Annotated in this window: 17 protein-coding genes and 1 pseudogene; 3 read left to right on the plus strand and 15 right to left on the minus strand. The window is 69.8% G+C overall.

The annotated features are described in order from the left end of the window. Nucleotides 1–7 precede the first annotated feature (7 nt). The 8 genes from ACFZDL_RS03545 to ACFZDL_RS03580 form a co-directional block, all read right to left on the minus strand. Nucleotides 8–1,312, minus strand: a complete 1,305-nt coding sequence (locus ACFZDL_RS03545; RefSeq protein ID WP_353591161.1) for a glycosyl hydrolase — start codon at nucleotides 1,310–1,312, stop codon at nucleotides 8–10. Nucleotide 1,313: 1 nt separating this feature from the next. Continuing rightward, nucleotides 1,314–2,183: a carbohydrate ABC transporter permease gene (locus tag ACFZDL_RS03550; RefSeq protein WP_353591162.1), complete on the minus strand. Its 870-nt coding sequence runs from the start codon at nucleotides 2,181–2,183 to the stop codon at nucleotides 1,314–1,316. Further along, nucleotides 2,183–3,124, minus strand: coding sequence for a sugar ABC transporter permease (locus ACFZDL_RS03555; RefSeq protein WP_353591163.1), 942 nt, complete (start codon nucleotides 3,122–3,124; stop codon nucleotides 2,183–2,185). The genes ACFZDL_RS03550 and ACFZDL_RS03555 overlap by 1 nt, the downstream gene beginning before the upstream one ends. 8 nt (nucleotides 3,125–3,132) lie before the next feature. Beyond that, nucleotides 3,133–4,440 (minus strand): extracellular solute-binding protein, encoded by a 1,308-nt coding sequence (locus tag ACFZDL_RS03560; RefSeq protein ID WP_353591164.1) that lies wholly within the window; start codon nucleotides 4,438–4,440, stop codon nucleotides 3,133–3,135. A gap of 41 nt (nucleotides 4,441–4,481) precedes the next feature. Next, nucleotides 4,482–5,180 carry a glycosyl hydrolase-related protein gene (locus ACFZDL_RS03565; RefSeq protein WP_353591165.1) on the minus strand — a complete coding sequence of 233 codons (699 nt, stop codon included), beginning with the start codon at nucleotides 5,178–5,180 and terminating at the stop codon, nucleotides 4,482–4,484. Between the two features lie 103 nt (nucleotides 5,181–5,283). Further along, complete coding sequence (locus tag ACFZDL_RS03570) at nucleotides 5,284–6,474, minus strand: methylaspartate mutase (protein WP_391190279.1); 1,191 nt, start codon at nucleotides 6,472–6,474, stop codon at nucleotides 5,284–5,286. Nucleotides 6,475–6,554: 80 nt separating this feature from the next. Continuing rightward, nucleotides 6,555–7,034, minus strand: a complete 480-nt coding sequence (locus ACFZDL_RS03575; protein WP_353591167.1) for a cobalamin-dependent protein — start codon at nucleotides 7,032–7,034, stop codon at nucleotides 6,555–6,557. A gap of 35 nt (nucleotides 7,035–7,069) precedes the next feature. After that, nucleotides 7,070–8,131 carry a glucose-1-phosphate thymidylyltransferase gene (locus tag ACFZDL_RS03580; protein WP_353591168.1) on the minus strand — a complete coding sequence of 354 codons (1,062 nt, stop codon included), beginning with the start codon at nucleotides 8,129–8,131 and terminating at the stop codon, nucleotides 7,070–7,072. A 573-nt stretch (nucleotides 8,132–8,704) separates the two neighbouring features. Between ACFZDL_RS03580 and ACFZDL_RS03585 the strand changes: the two genes are divergently transcribed. After that, nucleotides 8,705–9,700, plus strand: coding sequence for an LLM class flavin-dependent oxidoreductase (locus tag ACFZDL_RS03585; protein WP_353591169.1), 996 nt, complete (start codon nucleotides 8,705–8,707; stop codon nucleotides 9,698–9,700). Here the strand turns inward: ACFZDL_RS03585 and ACFZDL_RS03590 are convergent. From ACFZDL_RS03590 to ACFZDL_RS03600, 3 genes are all read right to left on the minus strand, one after another. Beyond that, nucleotides 9,657–10,478, minus strand: coding sequence for a GntR family transcriptional regulator (locus tag ACFZDL_RS03590; RefSeq protein WP_353591170.1), 822 nt, complete (start codon nucleotides 10,476–10,478; stop codon nucleotides 9,657–9,659). The two genes, ACFZDL_RS03585 and ACFZDL_RS03590, sit on opposite strands and share 44 nt — an antisense overlap. A 61-nt stretch (nucleotides 10,479–10,539) precedes the next feature. Next, complete coding sequence (locus ACFZDL_RS03595; RefSeq protein WP_353591171.1) at nucleotides 10,540–10,836, minus strand: antibiotic biosynthesis monooxygenase family protein; 297 nt, start codon at nucleotides 10,834–10,836, stop codon at nucleotides 10,540–10,542. Between the two features lie 44 nt (nucleotides 10,837–10,880). After that, on the minus strand, nucleotides 10,881–11,144 hold the full coding sequence (locus ACFZDL_RS03600) for a cupin domain-containing protein (protein ID WP_353591172.1): 264 nt from the start codon (nucleotides 11,142–11,144) through the stop codon (nucleotides 10,881–10,883). On the opposite strand from ACFZDL_RS03600, the pseudogene ACFZDL_RS03605 reads away from it, so the two are divergent. Beyond that, nucleotides 11,080–11,328 (plus strand): annotated as a pseudogene (locus ACFZDL_RS03605) (MFS transporter); the annotation flags it as partial. The gene ACFZDL_RS03600 and the pseudogene ACFZDL_RS03605 sit on opposite strands and share 65 nt — an antisense overlap. 63 nt (nucleotides 11,329–11,391) lie before the next feature. On the opposite strand, the gene ACFZDL_RS03610 reads toward ACFZDL_RS03605, so the two are convergent. Genes ACFZDL_RS03610 through kdpF form a run of 4 tightly spaced genes read right to left on the minus strand, consistent with a single transcriptional unit; the run spans nucleotide 11,392 to nucleotide 15,981 of the window. Then, a complete protein-coding gene (locus ACFZDL_RS03610) occupies nucleotides 11,392–12,060 on the minus strand; it encodes a potassium-transporting ATPase subunit C (protein WP_353591173.1) in 669 nt (222 codons plus the stop codon). Between the two features lie 5 nt (nucleotides 12,061–12,065). Beyond that, the gene (gene kdpB, locus ACFZDL_RS03615) at nucleotides 12,066–14,213 is read right to left on the minus strand and encodes a potassium-transporting ATPase subunit KdpB (RefSeq protein ID WP_353591371.1); all 2,148 of its coding nucleotides are present in this window, start codon (nucleotides 14,211–14,213) and stop codon (nucleotides 12,066–12,068) included. 5 nt (nucleotides 14,214–14,218) lie between these two features. Beyond that, nucleotides 14,219–15,883, minus strand: a complete 1,665-nt coding sequence (gene kdpA / locus ACFZDL_RS03620; protein ID WP_353591174.1) for a potassium-transporting ATPase subunit KdpA — start codon at nucleotides 15,881–15,883, stop codon at nucleotides 14,219–14,221. An 8-nt stretch (nucleotides 15,884–15,891) separates the two neighbouring features. After that, on the minus strand, nucleotides 15,892–15,981 hold the full coding sequence (gene kdpF, locus ACFZDL_RS03625; protein ID WP_009326374.1) for a K(+)-transporting ATPase subunit F: 90 nt from the start codon (nucleotides 15,979–15,981) through the stop codon (nucleotides 15,892–15,894). 364 nt (nucleotides 15,982–16,345) lie between these two features. Here kdpF and ACFZDL_RS03630 point away from each other — a divergent pair, with 364 nt between their 5' ends. Further along, nucleotides 16,346–17,506 (plus strand): alkaline phosphatase PhoX, encoded by a 1,161-nt coding sequence (locus tag ACFZDL_RS03630; protein ID WP_353591175.1) that lies wholly within the window; start codon nucleotides 16,346–16,348, stop codon nucleotides 17,504–17,506. Nucleotides 17,507–17,586 lie beyond the last annotated feature (80 nt).

Below are 17,586 nucleotides of genomic sequence, written 5' to 3' on the forward strand. Positions count from 1 at the left end.
GCTTTCCCTAATGTGGTCCGGCCTGGGTGTGTGCCCGGTTGAGCACCTCCGCATCGCTGACCGAGCTGTAGAAGGTGCGCCCGGTCGGCTCGGCGTGGACGAGGGATTCGATGCCGCGGACGCCCAGCGCATCCGGGTCGGCCGCGGTTGCGGACGTGGTCAGGGTGGGGCGTGCCCCGGCGCGGGCCCGGCCCATCCACGTCTCGAACACGCCGCCGCCCGGGGAGAGTTCGGCACGGGAGACGGGGACGTCCTGATCGTCGACCGGGACCACGACGGCCTCCCGTCGGGGCGAGGGACGCGGCCGGTCACGGAGCTCCTCGGCGAGCGCGGCGAAGCGCCGTCCGATCGGCTTCACCGTGCCGTCGGCGTCGATCAGACCGAGGCTGTGCTCGAGGTCGGGGAAGTCCCCGAGCCTGCGTTCCACATCGTGTGAGCACCACCAGGTGATGCCCCACAGCGCCTCGCTGTCGGCCGCCGCCCGTACCGTCTGTTCGCAGAAGTCGGGCGCCTGTTCCTCGGTGAGGTGGTTGAGCGGGGCTCCGACCTCCTGGAGCCACACCGGGCGGGCGGGGTCCACGGCGAAGGCGCGGGAGAGCTCGATGAGATAGGCGGCGTGGTGGATGCTCTCATGGGACATGGCGCCGTAGCCCTGCGCCGTCCCGTTGAAGATCCACGAGTGCACCACGCTCATCTGGCCGTGGCGGCTGGAGTGGGCCGGGACGAAGGGGTGGTCATCGGCGTACCAGACGGCGTCGTATTCGGCGTTGAGCCGGAAGTGGCGGGGGTCGCGCGGGCCGGTGCCGTGCAGGGCGTCGAGCCAGGACGTCACCTGGGGGGTCGTGGCGGGCATCCGGTTGGGGTGCACCGCCGAGGTGAACTGGTTGACCTCGTTGCCCAGGGTCAGCCCGAGGAAGTTGGGCAGGTCGTGCAGATGCTCCTCGAACGCCTCGACCAGCAAGGCCTGGGCGGCGATGGCGTCGGCGTCGCTGAACATGCTGCGCCGGTGCCAGTTCGCCAGCCAGCTCGGCACGAAGTCGAAGCCGGACAGATGTCCTTGGAGGACATCGACACCGGCGTCCAGCCCGGCCTCGCCGGCGATCTCCACGACCTCGCGGATGTCCTGCAGGGCGCGGCGGCGGATCAGGGTCCGGTTCGGCTGCACCACGGGCCACAGCGGCAGGATGCGCACATGGTCAAGACCCAGGCCGGCCAGGGCCTTCATATCGCGGCGGGTGACCTCCCGGTCCGGGGCCAGCCAGGAGTAGAACCAGTCCTGGGAAGGCGTGTAGTTGACTCCAAACCTCAGCATGTCAACCTTTCAGGCCGCCGGCTTCCAGCCCGCGGAAGAAGTAGCGCTGCAAGACGGCGAAGAACGCCACGATGGGGAGCAGGGCAATGATGGTGCCGGCCGCGATCAGGCGCGGGTCGTCGTAGAAGGTGCCGCGCAGCCGGTTGAGACCGACGGTGAGGGTGTAGTTCTGTTCGTCCGACAGGACGATCAGGGGCCAGAGGAAGTCGTTCCACGAGCCGACGAAGGCGAAGATCGCCACCACGGTGATCACGCCCTTGACCTGGGGAACGGAGACCCGGATGAACCGCTGCCAGGCGTTGGCGCCATCGACGATGGCGGCCTCTTCGAACTCCGCGGGAAGGTTGCGGAAGGCGTTGCGCATGAGCAGTACGTTCAGCGCCGCCACCAGGATCGGCAGGGCGACCCCGAACAGCGTGTTCACCAGCCCGGCGGTCCTGACCGTGAGGAACTGGGCGATGAGCACGGTCTCGGAGGGGACCAGCAGGGCGGCGACGCAGACCGCGGTCGCCACGCCCCTGCCGCGGAAGCGCAGCTTGCCCAGCGCATAGCCGGCACAGGTGGCGCCGACAACGTTGCCAACCACGGCCATGGCCGCCACCGCCAGGGAGTTCAGCAGATAGCGCGGCACGGGAACCCGGTCGAGCACCGTGGCGAAGTGGTCGAGGGTGGGGTGTGCGGGGATCACTTCGGGCGGCCGGGTGTACAGCGGTTCACCGGAACCTTTGAGGGACAGCGAGAGCTGCCACACCAGCGGTCCGGCCAGCAGCACGGCCATCAGTACGAGGATGAGATAGCGCGCCACGGAGCCCGGCCGGGCCCTGCGCCGCCGGGCGGCCGTGGCGTTCGGGCGGGGAGAGAGCCGGGCCATCAGGAGCTCCTCTGCCTGCGCTGCACGGCGAACTGCAAGAGCAGCATCGCGCCGAGGACCACGAACATGAAGAGACTGATCGCGCCCGCGTACCCGGTGCGCGCCTGCAGCCCGGTGCCCTCACGCTGGATCAGCATGGTCATGGTCAGATCGCCTCCGCCCACTCCCCCGGTGCCGCCGGTGAGGACATAGATTTCGCCGAACACGCGGAACGCCGCCACGGACGACAGCACGGCGATCAGTGTCATCGTCGAGCGCACCCCGGGGACCGTGACATTGAGGAAGGTGCGCACCACTCCGGCGCCGTCCATCGCCGCCGCGTCGTACAGACTCTGGTCGATAGTGGCCAGGGCCGCCAGATAGATGACCATGTAGTAGCCCAGGCCGGTCCACACGGTGACGAACATCGCGCTGAAGAGCAGCAGCCACCGGTCGCTGAGGAAGGGTACGGGCTCGGCGACCACGTGGAGGGTGTCGAACAGCGCGTTGACCAGGCCCCGCTTGTCGAGCATGTTCGTCCAGATCAGCCCGACGACCACGGGCGACATGACGACGGGCAGGTACATGGTGGTGCGGAAGAAACCCGTCAGCCGTCCCGCGCCGCTCACCAGCGTGGCGAGGATGAGCGGGAGGACCACCATGCAGGGCACCACGCACACCGTGTAGAGCGTGGAGTTCAGCAGGGCGGTGGTGAAGCGCTCGTCGGCGAACATCCGCTGGAAGTTCTCCCAGCCGACGTACTCCCCCTGCCGCAGCAGGGTCGAGTCCGTGAAGGCCAGCCCCAGTGTGTTCGCGAACGGCACCATGACCATGAGCACGATGACGGTCAGCCCGGGCAGCAGAAACAGCCACGGGGTCAGGAACCAGCGGTGCGTGGCCAGGACGGTCGCCCCGCGGCGAGACGGGCGACCGCCTCGCCCGAGGGAGGTCCCACGCTGCACGGAGTGGGTCACTTGTTCGCGTCCAGGCGCTCGTTGGAGTACCGGACCGAGTCGTCCAGCGCCTTCTTCACCGACTTCTTGCCCAGCAGCGCCTGGGCTATCTGCTCGCGCAGCGTCTGGCTGTCGGCCGCCCCGGAGAACGCCGGCGGCCACCACACGACCGCCTTCTTCACCTGGGCGGTGGACTCCAGCCGCACCTTGGTGGCCGGGTCCCCGTCGTCCTTGGAGAAGTACGTGTCGTCCAGCGTCCCGGCCGACGAGGGGAAGACCGACGCCTTCTTGGCGAAGGCGAGCTGATTGGCGGAGTTCGTCACGTACGTGGCGAAGGCGAGGGCCAGGGACTTGTTCTTGCTGGTCGCGTTGACGACCAGGGACTCGATGTACATGTTGGGGGCGCTGTTGTTGATGCACGGCCCGATGCCCAGGTTCTTGTAGACCTCGGGCGCGGTGGCCTTCAGGTCGTCCAGGGTGTAGGAGCTGCCGGGCAGATAGGCCAGGCGGCCCGCCTTGAACTCCTCGACCTCCTTGGTCTGAAGGTTGTTCAGCGCCTCCTCGTCCATGCCCTTCTTCGCGTACAGCTTGCGGAACCGCTCGACGTACTCCACGCCCTTGGCGTCGTTGTAGGTGAACTTCTCGCCCCGCTCGTCCATGAGCGGCACGCCGTACTCGCCGAAGGTCTCGATGGCGGGCATCCTGGCGATCATCATCGTGCCCGAGCAGTTCTCGGCCATGGTCTCCGCCTGGTCGAACAGCTCGTCGTAGGTGGCGGGCAGCTTGTCGGGGTTCAGCCCGCACTTCTTGAACAGGGCCTTGTTGAAGAAGGACGGCCCGGTGTTCAGATACCACGGGTAGCCGTACGTGCCGCCGTCCAGGCCGCCGAACGTCATGGCCTCCCACGCCTTGTCCAGGTACTTGCCCTTGGCCTTCGGGTCGGCCTTGCCCAGGTCGAGCAGGACCCCCGCCTGGGCCAGGGTGTACGCGGCCTCCGGCCCCATGTCGACCACATCGGGGAGGGATCCGGCCGCGGCGTCGGCGGACAGCTTGTCCTGGTAGCCCTCGGCGGGCTGGTCCACCCACGTGATGTCGGTGCCCGGGTGGGCCTTCTCGAACGCGGCGATGAGGCCGTTGAAGTACGAGGTGAACTTGTCGTTCTTCAGGTTCCAGGTCTGGAAGGTGATCTTCCCGGACACCTTTCCGTCCGGTGCCTTCGCCGTCTCGTCGTCGCCACCGCCACCGCCGGTGACACAGGCCGACAGCAGCAACGATCCGACGGCCAGTCCCGCGGTGAGCACGGCCCGTCTTCCCGCTGACTTCATTCGTCTTCTCCTCATCTGGGGTGTGGGGTGGCGCCTTCTGATCAGGGGGCGATGCGCAGGGTCGCCACCTGGAAGGGGCCGAGGTCCAGGGCCGCGCCATCGGCGGGACGGCGCGTGCCGGCCGATGTCCGGGGCAGGGCGGTGGACAGCTCGCTCGCGGTTTCGTCGTCGGTTCCGTCCCCGGCCCCGAGCTCGCGTTCCAGCAGGTCGGTCTCCCACACGACGGCGTCCGCGCCGAGGTCGGCGCAGGGGCGCAGCAGGGCGCGCGCCCGGCCGCCCTGCGTCTCGTAGATCCGTACGACGAGGTCGCCGGAGCCGTCGTCGGCGAGTTTGACCCAGTCGACGACCGCATGGCCCGTCAGCGGCTCCATGGCCACCAGGGGTTCCAGTGGCGGGAGCGCCGCGAGGTCGGGCGCGTTGAACACGGAGGCGGCCTCCACCGCGGCGGGCACGTCCGCGCCCGGGAGCAGCGCCCAGCGGAAGCGGTGGCGGCCCACGTCGGCGTCCGGGTCGGGGAAACGGCTGCCGCGCAGCAGCGACAGCCGGACGACGACGACTCCGTCCTCACCACCATGGCGCGCCCCACCCTCACCGCGCTCACCCGCGACACCTTCGCGCTCGGCACGCTCACGGCCACCGAACTGCTCCGTGTGATGGCCGAGCGCCCCACGCCCCGCTCCGTGCAGGCCCCCACGCCACAGCTCGTCGTGCGGCAGAGCACCGCGCCTCCCGGCGAGCACGCCGGCGGAGGCTGAACCTGGCGGGGCGCGCCTCGGCCACGTCCGCCGCATTCGGCCGGGCGCGTTCCTGGCCCCGGGGTTCGGGCCGCACCGTGCGGGGAGTTCACGCCATGTCGACGGCCATGGGATTGTCGAATTTGCGGCGCATATACGACAGGTCCCTGAGAAGATCCGCCGAAGTGAACCGCCCGCCACCACCGCGCCGCGGGGAGCCGCGGAGCGGCAGGGCTCCGGTGGACTCCCAGCGCAGCCGGCCGTCGCGGTCGATAAAGCTCCGCGTGTCTCCTCTGTTGTCCGGGTGTAAGCAGTAGGGGATGTCCAAATACCCCCGTCTGAAGGCCAGCAGCAGCGCGCGGCCCACATCAGGGGCGAGGTTGAGCACCGCGCCGACCAGCGCCGTCGCCTCCTCGTACGTACGGGAGTCGGCGTCGTCGTGGGCGCGGGCCGACGGGGCGCGCCCGGCCGCCCAGGCCGCGTACTCCAGCGCCCGCACGTTCTCGTCGATGGTGGGGATACGCCGCGATTCGGAAGCCGTCTTGACGATCAGCCGCTGTGCGCCGCCGGCGACCGCGAGCTCCGCCGCCTGTCCGAGGAGGCGGTAGGCGCCGTCGAGTGTTTCCGGGTAGAGGCCCATGTAGGCGTAGACGACGACATGCCAGTCGACGGCGGGCAGCAGTTCGCGGCACAGCCGTCGCAGCGCCGCGATGGCCTCCCGGTCCTGCGCCGGGTCGGTCTGCTGGGCGTAGCTGACGGACACGCTGCGGATGCCGTGCTGGACGAAGAACAGGGCCTCGAGCACGCTGATGGCCACGAGCTGGCCGGGCGGGCACAGCTGCCCGAGCATGCAGCCGCCGAACGTCTCCAGGTGGGGCTCCATGCCGGTGTCCCTCAGCCGCGCGAAGAGTTCGCAGCCGGCCTGCCAGTTGCGCACGGACTCGGCCAGCGGTGTGCGGCCGTAGGGCAGGCAGTAGGAGACGGGGCCGCCCTCGGTGGCGCCCAGCCGTACGGGGATCAGCGCGCGGAAGATGTCCAACGGGTTCGCCGAGCCGTGCCGCACCTGCACGGGGAAGTCCTCGCCCTGGATGCCGGACAGCACCTGTGCGGTGGTGGCGGGCGGATGGCTGACCAGCGGGTAGCCGTTGAGGTCGATTCCCTCGCGCAGGGCGGTGGCCACGGCGTCCAGGTGTCCCACCCGGGTGTGGGCGTCGACGGTGATGGTGCCGACGGTACGCGCGGCGGCCCCGCGGGTCGCGGCGAGCCCGGCGCGCATGGTGGCCGGGTCGCTGAACCCCATGCGGGGTTGCACGACGAGTCGGCCACGCGCGGCTTCGGCCCGGACGAATGCGCCGAAGTCCACCACGGTCTACCGCTCGCTCATCGCGCGCTCGGGGCCGGGGCGAGGAGCCGGCCCGGGCGGTGGCGGGCGGGGACGGGCAGCGAGGCGGCGAAGGCCCGCAGGGCGGCGGCCGGGTCGCCGCCCTCCTCGAAGACCTCGTCGAATCCGGCCGCACGAAGCTCCTGTGCGCGGGCGCCGTCCGCGCCCTTGACGCCGAGCTTCCCCCCGATCACCACCGGGGTGGCCGCGAGCCGGTGATCGGCCCGCAGTTTCCTGATGACCCGCAGCCCGTCCTGGTAGCCATGGCCGTTGACGCTGCTCACCGCGATGAACGCGGGGGCCGTTTCGGCGCATCGGGCCACCAGCAGATCGTCGGGGACGCAGGGGCCCAGGTTGACCACGGAGAATCCGAGTTCCTCGATGAGTAACTGCAGGAACACCAGGTTCCAGGTGTGGGAGTCCGAGGCCATCGTGGTCACGACGACGGTCTGTCCCGTCTCGGCTCGCTGGTCGGTCATATGTCCGTTCCCCCGTTCTGATGGATCCGTAAGTCTCATGCGGCCACCTCGACCCGCGCGTGGTCCCCCACGATCAGCCGGTGGGAGCCGTCGGCGGCCGCGGTGACGGTGGCCTCCCGGCCGATGACGGAGCCGCGCAGGGGTCCCACGCCCTGCACGGTCGCGCGCTCCAGGATGATCGTGTCGCTCAGCCGCACCTCGCGCAGCACACAGCCCTCGCCGATCGAGGTGTGCGGGCCGATGGTGCTGCCCTCGATCAGCGTCCCGGCGCCCACGACGGCGGGCCCGGTGATCCGGGAGCGGACGATGCGGGCGCCCTCCTCCACCACGACCGCGCCGATCAGTTCGCTGTCCGCGTCGACGGCACCGCTCACGGAGGGCCTGAGCCGGTCGAGGAGTTCGCGGTTGCAGGCCAGGACGTCCTCGATCCGGCCCGCGTCCTTCCAGTAGCCCGTGTAGGCGCGGGCCTGTACGTCGGCGCCGCTGGCCACCAGCCACTGGATGGCATCGGTGATCTCCAGTTCGCCCCGGGAGCCGGCCTCGATCGCGGCCACGGCCTCGTGGATGGCGGGGGTGAAGAAGTAGACCCCCACCAGCGCCAGGTCGCTCACCGGATGCTCGGGCTTCTCGACGAGCCCCAGGACCCGGCCCGAGGCGTCGACCTCGGCGACCCCGAAGGCGCACGGGTCGGCCACCTTGTGCACCACCAGCTGGGCGGCCGGGCGGCGCGCGCGGAACTCCTCGGCCATGTCCGCGACCCCTTCCGTGAGGAGGTTGTCGCCCAGGTACATGACGAAGTCCTCGTCGCCCAGGAAGTCACGGGCGATGGACACGCAGTGGGCCAGCCCCCGCGGCGCGTCCTGCTGGATGTAGGTGAGCCGTACCCCCAGCGTGGCCCCGTCGCCGAGCCGTTCGACGATCTTCCCCGGCCGCTCCCCGACCACCAGCCCGATGTCGGTCACACCCAGCGACCGCAGTCCCTCGAGCACATGGACCAGAACGGGCTTGTTGGCGAGCGGGATCAGCTGTTTGGGCATGGAGTGGCTGAAGGGCCTCAGCCGCAGCCCCATGCCGCCGGACAACACCAGCGCTCTCACCGGAACTCCTTCTCAGAGTGTTGTGAGGACGTCACCGCGGGGCGCCGGCGCCTCGTGCCGGCGCCGGCACCGCAATCGCGGCAGCCGCACGCGGCGAGATTTCCGAAGAAGTCAGGAGGTGAATTCTTCAACCTGGTCCGGGAAGATACCCCGAGAATCGGCAGGAATTTCCAATAACCGCAATGCAGCCATCTTGCGGCAAGGACATGCTCGACAACACGCAGAAATTCCCCCGCTCCGCGCGAAAAGTGGACATTGCGCCCGCCGGCACCTTCTCCCGTCAGAAGACGGCCCCGCGTTCCGGAATCCCCGAGAAAACCCATGAGAGACCTCGCCACCCTAACCCGTCGGGCTGATACGGAGTCAAGGTTTTCTCAGGCACGTATCCGCCGCGGTGAGGCTTTCACCCTTTGTCCTGCGGTCAACTCGCTGCGCATTCCACGATTCGTGGCAGCGGAGGCGTTTACGCCCGGCCCGGCTGTGACGTGGCCCGGACCAGCCCGGTCCTCCGGGGCGCGGGCGTCGGCCGTCGAACAGCTGCCCGAGGCGGCCGGTACTCCTTATGCTCGCTGCATGATCGACCTGCCGCTCTCCGCACTGGAAGTCGCCACGGTCCAGGCCGGCACCCGGGCCGTGGACACGCTGCGCGACACCACCGCCTTCGCCCAGCGTCTCGACGCCCTCGGCTACCACCGGCTCTGGTACGCCGAGCACCACCACTCCCCCGCCATCGGCGCGTTCCCACCCGTCGTCCTGACCGCCCACGCCGCCGCGTCGACATCGGCCATCCGCCTGGGCTCGGGAGGCGTGCTCGCCCCCAACCACGCCCCCATCATGCTGGCGGAGCAGTTCGGCACACTCGCCGCACTGCACCCCGACCGGATCGATCTGGGCATCGGCCGCGGGCCCGGCACCTTCGACGAGTCCACCGCCCGGGCGCTGCGGCGCGGCGCCGGGCCGACGACGGACGACGAGTACCGCGACGATGTGGCGTCGACGCTGCGGTTCCTGGTCGACGAGGTCGCGCTCGGCCCGCTCCCGGAACCGTGGCTGCTGTCCTCGAGCACCGCCGGTGCCACCCTCGCCGCGGAACTCGGTCTGCCCATCGCCTTCGCCCAACACATCCGTCCCGACAACACCCTGGCCGCACTCGCCCATTACCGCGCGCACTTCTCCCCCTCCCCATGGTGTGAGAGCCCCCGCGTGCTGGTGTGCGTGGAAACGGTGTGCGCCGAGACCGAGGAGGAGGCGATACGGCTGGCCGGCCCGATGAACGTCGTCAAGGCCGGGCTTCTCAAGGGGCACAGCGAGATTCCGTTTCCCACCCCCGCCGAGGCGTCGGCGCATCCGTTCACCGCGGAGGAGCGGCAGGCGCTGGCGGCCTTCCTGGCCCATCAGGCGCACGGCACACCCGAGACCGTCGTGGGGCGCCTGGCGGAAGTGGCGGACGCCACCGGCGCGGACGAACTGATGCTGGTCACACCGGTCCATGCGCCGGCGGCCCGGCTGCGCTCGTACGAACTCGTCAAACTCCATGCCCGGGGGGCACGTCCGTCTTCTCCTTGCTGACGGTGGTCAGGTGCTCCCTGAGGTACTCCGAGGCCTGGGCGCGCTCTGCCGCCAGCAGGAGGTCGGCGATCCGCACGTGTTCGTGGAAGCGGCTGTTGAGGTCGTACAGCTGGGCATTGCCGATGGTCCAGATGTCGCCGTCGACCAGGCGCTGCTGCTGGGCTCGGACGACGTCCAGCGCGTCGCGGTCCAGGACGAAGCCGGGTTCGAGGATGGCGGCGGGTTCGATGGTCAGGCGGAAGCGGTAGCTGTCCTCGTACCGGTCCATCGGGGTGAGCATGGGCTGGAACTCCCAGCCGTAGCCGGGCAGCCGTTCGATCCGGCCCTCGACGGCGATGCGGCGCAGCAGGCGGGCCAGTTGGCCCGGGGCGAGGTCGCAGCGGCGGGCGAGGGCGTTCTCGGTGACGCGGTCGGGCAGATGGCCGTCGAGGCCGTCCGCGGCGATGCGCAGATACGTGGCCTCGATGTCGTCCTCGGCGGGCGGGACCGCGGCCGCCCGGGTCAGGGCCTCTCCGGTCAGTGCCACGGTGAAGCCGCCCCGCTCGGCCGGCGTGACCACGCCGTCGTCCGCCAGCAGCCGCAGGGCCTGGCGGACGGGCGAGCGGGAGACCTTCAGCAGTTCGGCGAGGTTGCGCTCCACCAGCCGGGTGCCCTCCGGCAGCCCGTCGGCGTTGATGTGTTCCACGATGCGGGCGGCCGTCTGGCGGGTCAGCGGGGTGACCGCGTGCTCCGCGCCGCCACCGCCGGAGTTCGGTTTCCGCGCCGTGGGCGGGTTCATGGGTCATGCCTGCGCAGGAGTGGCCGGAGCTGGCCGGGACCGGTTGGGCCCCGGCCGCCGGTCATGAGGCAAGCACGGAGTATACGTGCTCGACCTGCGGCGCAGCGGTGAAGTACGGGCCGGCGAGGGCCCGCCACCGGGTGAAGGCGTCGGACTGGCGGAAGGTCACGGTGTGGTGTTCGACGGTTTCCCACCGCACCATGAGCCGGTAGCGGAACGGCTCCTCGACGCTGCGGGTGAGGTCGATTCCCTCGCAGCCGTCCGCGGCGAGGAAGAGCGGGACCGCCTCGGCCACGGCCTTCTCGAACTCCTCCTCGCTGCCGGGCTTGACCTCGATCTGGGCGATCTCCGTGATCATGCGCTTCTCCGTCCTCAGTGCGTGGTTCCGGCGGGCCCCGCGTGCTACGCGTCGACGCGGGTGGTGATCCCGGTTTCCACGAGGGTACGGGTGGCGTCCACGGAGGCGTAGATCCACAGGATCCGCATCGGCTCGGTGTCCGAGGCGTTGCGGAAGCGGTGCGGGGTGCCGGCGGCCACGTAGGTGGTGTCGAAGCGGGTCAGGCGGTGTTCCGCGCCGTCGATCTCGACGATCGCGTCGCCTTCGCAAGTGGGCGGCTCCCTCGGCACCGCCCTGCTCAACACCCTCTCCACCAGCGCCGTCACCACCTACCTGGACGGCAGGAACCCCAAGGACCCCGCCGTCCTCGCCCAGGCCGGCCTGGAGGGCTACTCCACGGCCTACTGGTGGTCGGCCGTCTTCTTCGTCGCCGGCCTGGTCATCAGCGCCCTCCTCTACCGGCGCGGCGCACCCGCCCAGGACGCCGGCGCGGCACCCGTCGTACACATGTGAGCCGTACCCGGGAAAGCCCCGGGCCGCGCCCGCGACGAGCCCCCTTCCCCGCCCCCGCCCACCTCAGCTCTTCGCCAGGAGCGCCTTGAGGGCGATGTTCAGCTCCAGGACGTTCACCCTGGGCTCGCCGATGAAGCCGAGGGTGCGCCCCTCGACGTGGTCGTCGACCAGCTTCTGCACCCGGGAGACGGGCAGGCCGTTCCTCGCGGCGACGCGGTGGACCTGAAGGTCGGCGTAGGCCGGGGAGATGTCCGGGTCAAGGCCCGAGCCGGAGGAGGTCACCGCGTCGGCGGGCACATCGGACCGCTTGACCCGGTAGCCGGCCACCGAGTTGTCCTTGGCGACGGTGGCCTTGGCCTCCTTCACCCACTGGATGAGCTCTTCGTTGTCCGCCGAGCGATTGGTGGCGCCGGAAAGGATGAGCTTGTACTGGGTGTTGCGGCTGTTGCCGCCGAGGCCGTTCTGCGGGCGGCCCTGGAACCACTTCAGGTCCGCCCGCGGGGTTTCCTGCCCCTTCTTCAGCGGCAGGTTGTAGGCCTGCCCGATCAGGGACGAGCCGACGACCTCGCCGTCCGCCCTGATCTCGGAGCCGTTCGCCTTGTCGTGGAACAGGCCCTGGGCGATGCCGGTGATGACCAGCGGATAGATGACGCCCGTCACCAGGGTCAGCACGAGGAGGGCGCGCAGACCCGCGCCCAGCAACCGGGCGGTGTTCATCAGGGTGTTGTTCATGTCCTTCAGCCGATCCCGGGGATGAGCGAGATGAGCAGGTCGATGATCTTGATGCCGATGAAGGGCGCGATGAGCCCGCCGAGGCCGTAGACGGCGAGGTTGCGGCGGAGCATCCGGTCGGCGCTGACCGGGCGGTACCGCACCCCGCGCAGGGCGAGCGGCACCAGCGCGATGATGATCAGCGCGTTGAAGATGACCGCGGACAGGATCGCGGAGTCGGGTGAGGACAGGCCCATGATGTTGAGCTTGTCCAGCCCCGGGTAGACCGCCGCGAACAGCGCCGGGATGATCGCGAAGTACTTGGCGACGTCATTGGCGATGGAGAACGTCGTCAAGGCGCCCCGGGTGATGAGGAGTTGCTTGCCGATCTCGACGATCTCGATGAGCTTGGTCGGGTTGGAGTCGAGGTCGACCATGTTGCCGGCCTCCTTGGCGGCCGACGTACCGGTGTTCATCGCGACCCCGACGTCCGCCTGGGCCAGCGCGGGCGCGTCGTTCGTGCCGTCGCCGGTCATCGCGACCAGCTTGCCGCCCGCCTGCTCGCGTTTGATGAGGGCCATCTTGTCCTCGGGGGTGGCCTCGGCGAGGAAGTCGTCGACGCCCGCCTCCTCGGCGATCGCCCTCGCCGTCAGCGGATTGTCGCCGGTGATCATGACGGTCTTGATGCCCATGCGGCGCAGCTCGTCGAACCGCTCCCGCATGCCCTCCTTGACGACGTCCTTGAGGTGGATGACCCCGAGGATCCGGGCGTCGCCCCTCCCGTCCGGGCCAACGTCATGGACCGCGACCAGCAGCGGCGTACCGCCCGCCTCGGAGATCCGGCCGGCGATCTCGTCCGCGTCCTGTGCGACCGTACCGCCCTGCTCCCGGACCCAGGCGACGACCGAGCCGGCCGCGCCCTTGCGGACCTTCCTGCCGTCGACGTCGACCCCCGACATACGGGTCTGAGCGGTGAAGGCGATCCACTCGGCATCGGTCAGTTCGCCCTGGTGCCGCTCGCGCAGCCCGTACTTCTCCTTCGCGAGGACGACGATGGAACGGCCCTCGGGCGTCTCGTCGGCCAGCGACGAGAGCTGCGCGGCGTCGGCGACCTCGGCCTCGGTGGCGCCGCGCACCGGCACGAACTCCGCCGCCTGGCGGTTGCCGAGCGTGATGGTGCCGGTCTTGTCGAGCAGCAGGGTGGAGACGTCACCGGCGGCCTCGACGGCGCGCCCGGACATGGCGAGCACATTGCGCTGGACCAGGCGGTCCATACCGGCGATGCCGATCGCGGAGAGCAGTGCGCCGATCGTGGTCGGGATCAGGCAGACCAGCAGGGCCACCAGGACGACCATGGTCAGGTGCCTGTGCGCGTACGCGGCGAACGGCGGCAGTGTGGCGCAGGCGAGGAGGAACACGATCGTCAGGGACGCGAGCAGGATGTTCAGCGCGATCTCGTTGGGCGTCTTCTGCCGGGCCGCGCCCTCGACGAGGTTGATCATCCGGTCGATGAAGGTCTCGCCGGGCTTCGTCGTGATCTTGATGACGATGCGGTCGGAGAGCACCTTCGTCCCGCCGGTGACGGCGCTGCGGTCACCGCCCGACTCGCGGATGACGGGCGCGGACTCGCCGGTGATGGCCGACTCGTCCACTGAGGCGACACCCTCGACGACATCGCCGTCACCGGGGATGACGTCGCCCGCCTCGCAGACGACCAGATCGCCGATCCTCAGCTCGGTGCCGGGTACGCGCTCCTCCGCGGAGCCGTCGAGCCGGCGCGCGACCGTGTCGGTCTTCGCCTTGCGCAAGGTGTCGGCCTGCGCCTTGCCGCGGCCCTCGGCGACCGCCTCCGCGAGGTTCGCGAAGATCACGGTCAGCCACAGCCAGGCGCTGATCGCCCAGCCGAACCAGTCGGTCGGGTCCTGCCACGAGAACACCGTCGTCAGGACCGAGCCGACCAGCACCACGAACATCACGGGAGACTTGACCATCACCCGCGGGTCGAGCTTGCGGACGGCGTCCGGCAGCGATCTGAGGAGCTGCCCGGGGTCGAACAGGCCCGCGCCGACACGGCCCTCGGCGGGCCTGTGGCCGGTGGGTACGTCGCTGTGCGGCGCCCGGGCCGGAGTGGCTGTGGACATCGAGTCCTCGTGCTTCTTGGTGTCGGTCGTCATGCCGGTCATGCCGCCATCCCCTCGGCGAGCGGGCCCAACGCGAGCGCCGGGAAGTACGTCAGACCGGTGATGATCAGGATGGCGCCCACCAGCAGGCCGGTGAACAGGGGCTTCTCGGTGCGCAGGGTGCCCGCGGTGGCCGGTACCGGCTTCTGCTCCGCCAGCGAGCCCGCCAGCGCCAGCACGAACACCATCGGCACGAACCGGCCGAGCAGCATCGCGATGCCGATCGTGGTGTTGAACCACTGCGTGTCCGCGTTCAGGCCGGCGAAGGCCGAACCGTTGTTGTTGGCACCGGAGGTGTAGGCGTAAAGGATCTCGGAGAACCCGTGCGCCCCGGTGTTCGTCATGGAGTGTTGCGGGGTCGGCAGGGCCATCGCCGCGGCCGTGAAGATCAGCACCAGGGCCGGGGTGACGAGGATGTAGCAGGCGGCGAGCTTGATCTCGCGGGTGCCGATCTTCTTGCCCAGGTACTCGGGCGTCCGGCCGACCATCAGGCCCGCGATGAACACCGCGATGACCGCCATGATCAGCATGCCGTAGAGGCCGGAGCCCACACCGCCGGGCGCGATCTCGCCCAGCTGCATGCCGAGCATGGTGATGCCGCCGCCCAGGCCCGTGAACGAGGAGTGGAAGGAGTCCACCGCACCGGTCGAGGTGAGCGTGGTGGACACCGCGAAGATCGACGAGGCGCCGACCCCGAAGCGGACCTCCTTGCCCTCCATCGCCCCGCCCGCGAGCTCCAGCGCCGGGCCGCGGTGGGCGAACTCGGTCCACATCATCAGCGCCGTGAATCCGATCCAGATGGTGGCCATCGTGGCGAGGATCGCGTACCCCTGCTTCACCGAGCCGACCATGAGGCCGAACGTGCGGGTCAGCGAGAACGGGATGACCAGGATCAGGAAGATCTCGAAAAGGTTGGTGAACGGGGTGGGGTTCTCGAGCGGGTGGGCGCTGTTGGCGTTGAAGATGCCACCGCCGTTGGTGCCGATCTCCTTGATGGCCTCCGTCGAGGCGACCGCACCGCCGTTCCACTGCTGTGAGCCGCCCATGAACTGGCCGACCTCGTGGATGCCGGAGAAGTTCTGGATCGCGCCGCACGCCACCAGGACGACCGCCGCGACCGCGGCGAGCGGCACCAGGACCCGGATCGTGCCGCGCACCAGGTCGGCCCAGAAGTTGCCCAGCTCACCGGTGCGCGAGCGGGCGAAGCCCCGCACCAGCGCCGCGGCCACCGCCATGCCCACCGCGGCCGACACGAAGTTCTGTACGGCCAGGCCGGCGGTCTGCACGACATGGCCCATGGTCTGCTCGCCGGAGTACGACTGCCAGTTGGTGTTGGTCACGAACGAGACGGCCGTGTTGAACGCCTGGTCCGGGTCGACGGAGGCGAAGCCGAGCGAGCCGGGCAGCGCGCCCTGAAGCCGCTGCAGCAGATAGAGGAAGAGGACCGAGACGGCCGAGAAGGCGAGAACGCCGCGCAGATACGCGGGCCAGCGCATTTCGGTGTTCGGGTCGGCGCCGATGCCCTTGTAGATCCACTTCTCGACACGCAGGTGCTTGTCGGTCGAGTAGACCGTGGCCATGTAGTCGCCGAGTGGACGGTGGACGAGCGCCAGCGCCCCGATCAGGGCGAGAAGCTGGAGCACGCCGGCGAGGACGGGACTCATGAGGGGGCTCAGAACCTCTCCGGGAAGATCAGGGCGAGGACGAGATAGCCCAGCAGGGCGACGGCCACGACGAGGCCGACGACGTTCTCGGCGGTCACAGCTTCGTCACCCCCTTGGCGACGAGAGCCACGAGCGCGAACAACGCGATCGTGGTGACGACGAAGGCCACGTCGGCCATCGCGAGCTCCTAGAGATCGGATGAAAATCTGATCATTCGATGATTCGAATCGATGAAGAGAGCAAAGCGCGCTCATGGCTGGTTTCCGGCGTCGTTGACGGCTCTCTTACGGCCGCCCGTACGGCTTTGACGCATCCCTTACGGCGGCCATGGCGGCGTCAGGACGGCCGGAATCCTCACCCGTGTCATACGTCGTCCATTGACGGGCCACCTCTCGGCCCTAGGCTCCCCGAGCGCGGCCCCGCCGCCGGCCGGCGGCGGGCACACACACCCCGGGAGTGAGAGTGGAACGTCGTACCTTCCTGCGCGGAGCGGTCATCGGCACCTCGGCCGCGGCCTTCGGCGGCACTCTGATGCGCGGCGCCGCCTACGCGGCCCCCGCCCAGAACGGACCCGGCCCCTACGGAGCGCTGGGCACGGCCGACGCGAACGGCATCCAGCTGCCCAACGGCTTCACGAGCAAAGTCATCGCCCGTTCCGGAAAGGTCGTCTCCGGCACCTCCTACACCTGGCACAACGCCCCCGACGGCGGCGCCTGCTTCGCCGACGGCACGGGCTGGATCTACGTCTCCAACTCCGAGATCAGCACCGGTGGCGGCGCCGGCGCCGTCACCTTCGACTCCTCGGGCACCATCACCGGCGCCCACCGCATCCTGTCCAACACGCGGAACAACTGCGCGGGCGGCGCGACGCCCTGGCACACCTGGCTCTCCTGTGAAGAGGTCAGCCGCGGCTACGTCTACGAGACCGACCCCTGGGGCGTGAAGGCCGCCACCCGCCGCGCCGCCATGGGCCAGTTCAAGCACGAGGCGGCAGCCGCCGACCCGGTGCGCAAGGTGATCTACATGACCGAGGACGAGCCGGACGGCTGCTTCTACCGGTTCGTGCCGGCCACCTGGGGCGACCTCTCCTTGGGCACGCTGCAGGTGCTGACCGCGGGCTCCGGCGCCTCCGGGTCGTTCAGCTGGGCGAACGTACCCGACCCCGACGGCTCCCCCACCGTCACCCGCGACCAGGTCCCGGGCGCCAAGATCTTCAACGGTGGCGAGGGCTGCCACTACGCCGGCGACACCGTCTGGTTCACCACCAAGGGCGACAACCGCGTCTGGCAGCTCAACCTGGCGAGCAGCACCTACGAGCTGGCCTACGACGACTCCCTGGTCAGCCCCGGCTCCGCCCCGCTGACCGGCGTGGACAACGTCACCGGCTCCTCCTCCGGAGACCTGTTCGTCGCCGAGGACGGCGGCAACATGGAGATCTGCGTCATCACACCGGACGACGTCGTCGCGCCGTTCCTGCGGATCAACGGCCAGTCCGGTTCCGAGATCACCGGCCCGGCCTTCTCACCGGACGGCACCCGGCTGTACTTCTCCAGCCAGCGCGGTACGAGCGGCAGTTCCTCGGGCGGCATCACCTACGAGGTGACCGGGCCCTTCCGCCGCTGACGGACCACGGGGCACCCGGGAGAGTCACGAGGAGTTCTTGAGCACGCTCCAGCCGCCATGGATGATCACGGCGCGCCAAG

Origin of the sequence: Streptomyces sp. NPDC007917 (genome assembly GCF_042959105.1) — a bacterium.
Taxonomy (GTDB): Bacteria; Actinomycetota; Actinomycetes; order Streptomycetales; family Streptomycetaceae; genus Streptomyces.

What these genes read in the sequence shown, in the direction of transcription:
- ACFZDL_RS03560 (WP_353591164.1), bottom strand. Translation starts at nt 4,440, where the DNA reads ATGAAGTCAGCGGGAAGACGGGCCGTGCTCACCGCGGGACTGGCCGTC.
- ACFZDL_RS03545 (WP_353591161.1), bottom strand. Translation starts at nt 1,312, where the DNA reads ATGCTGAGGTTTGGAGTCAACTACACGCCTTCCCAGGACTGGTTCTAC.
- ACFZDL_RS03550 (WP_353591162.1), bottom strand. Translation starts at nt 2,183, where the DNA reads ATGGCCCGGCTCTCTCCCCGCCCGAACGCCACGGCCGCCCGGCGGCGC.
- ACFZDL_RS03590 (WP_353591170.1), bottom strand. Translation starts at nt 10,478, where the DNA reads ATGAACCCGCCCACGGCGCGGAAACCGAACTCCGGCGGTGGCGGCGCG.
- ACFZDL_RS03585 (WP_353591169.1), top strand. Translation starts at nt 8,705, where the DNA reads ATGATCGACCTGCCGCTCTCCGCACTGGAAGTCGCCACGGTCCAGGCC.
- ACFZDL_RS03595 (WP_353591171.1), bottom strand. Translation starts at nt 10,836, where the DNA reads ATGATCACGGAGATCGCCCAGATCGAGGTCAAGCCCGGCAGCGAGGAG.
- ACFZDL_RS03575 (WP_353591167.1), bottom strand. Translation starts at nt 7,034, where the DNA reads ATGACCGACCAGCGAGCCGAGACGGGACAGACCGTCGTCGTGACCACG.
- ACFZDL_RS03610 (WP_353591173.1), bottom strand. Translation starts at nt 12,060, where the DNA reads ATGAACAACACCCTGATGAACACCGCCCGGTTGCTGGGCGCGGGTCTG.
- ACFZDL_RS03570 (WP_391190279.1), bottom strand. Translation starts at nt 6,474, where the DNA reads ATGGGGTTCAGCGACCCGGCCACCATGCGCGCCGGGCTCGCCGCGACC.
- kdpA (WP_353591174.1), bottom strand. Translation starts at nt 15,883, where the DNA reads ATGAGTCCCGTCCTCGCCGGCGTGCTCCAGCTTCTCGCCCTGATCGGG.
- kdpB (WP_353591371.1), bottom strand. Translation starts at nt 14,213, where the DNA reads ATGACGACCGACACCAAGAAGCACGAGGACTCGATGTCCACAGCCACT.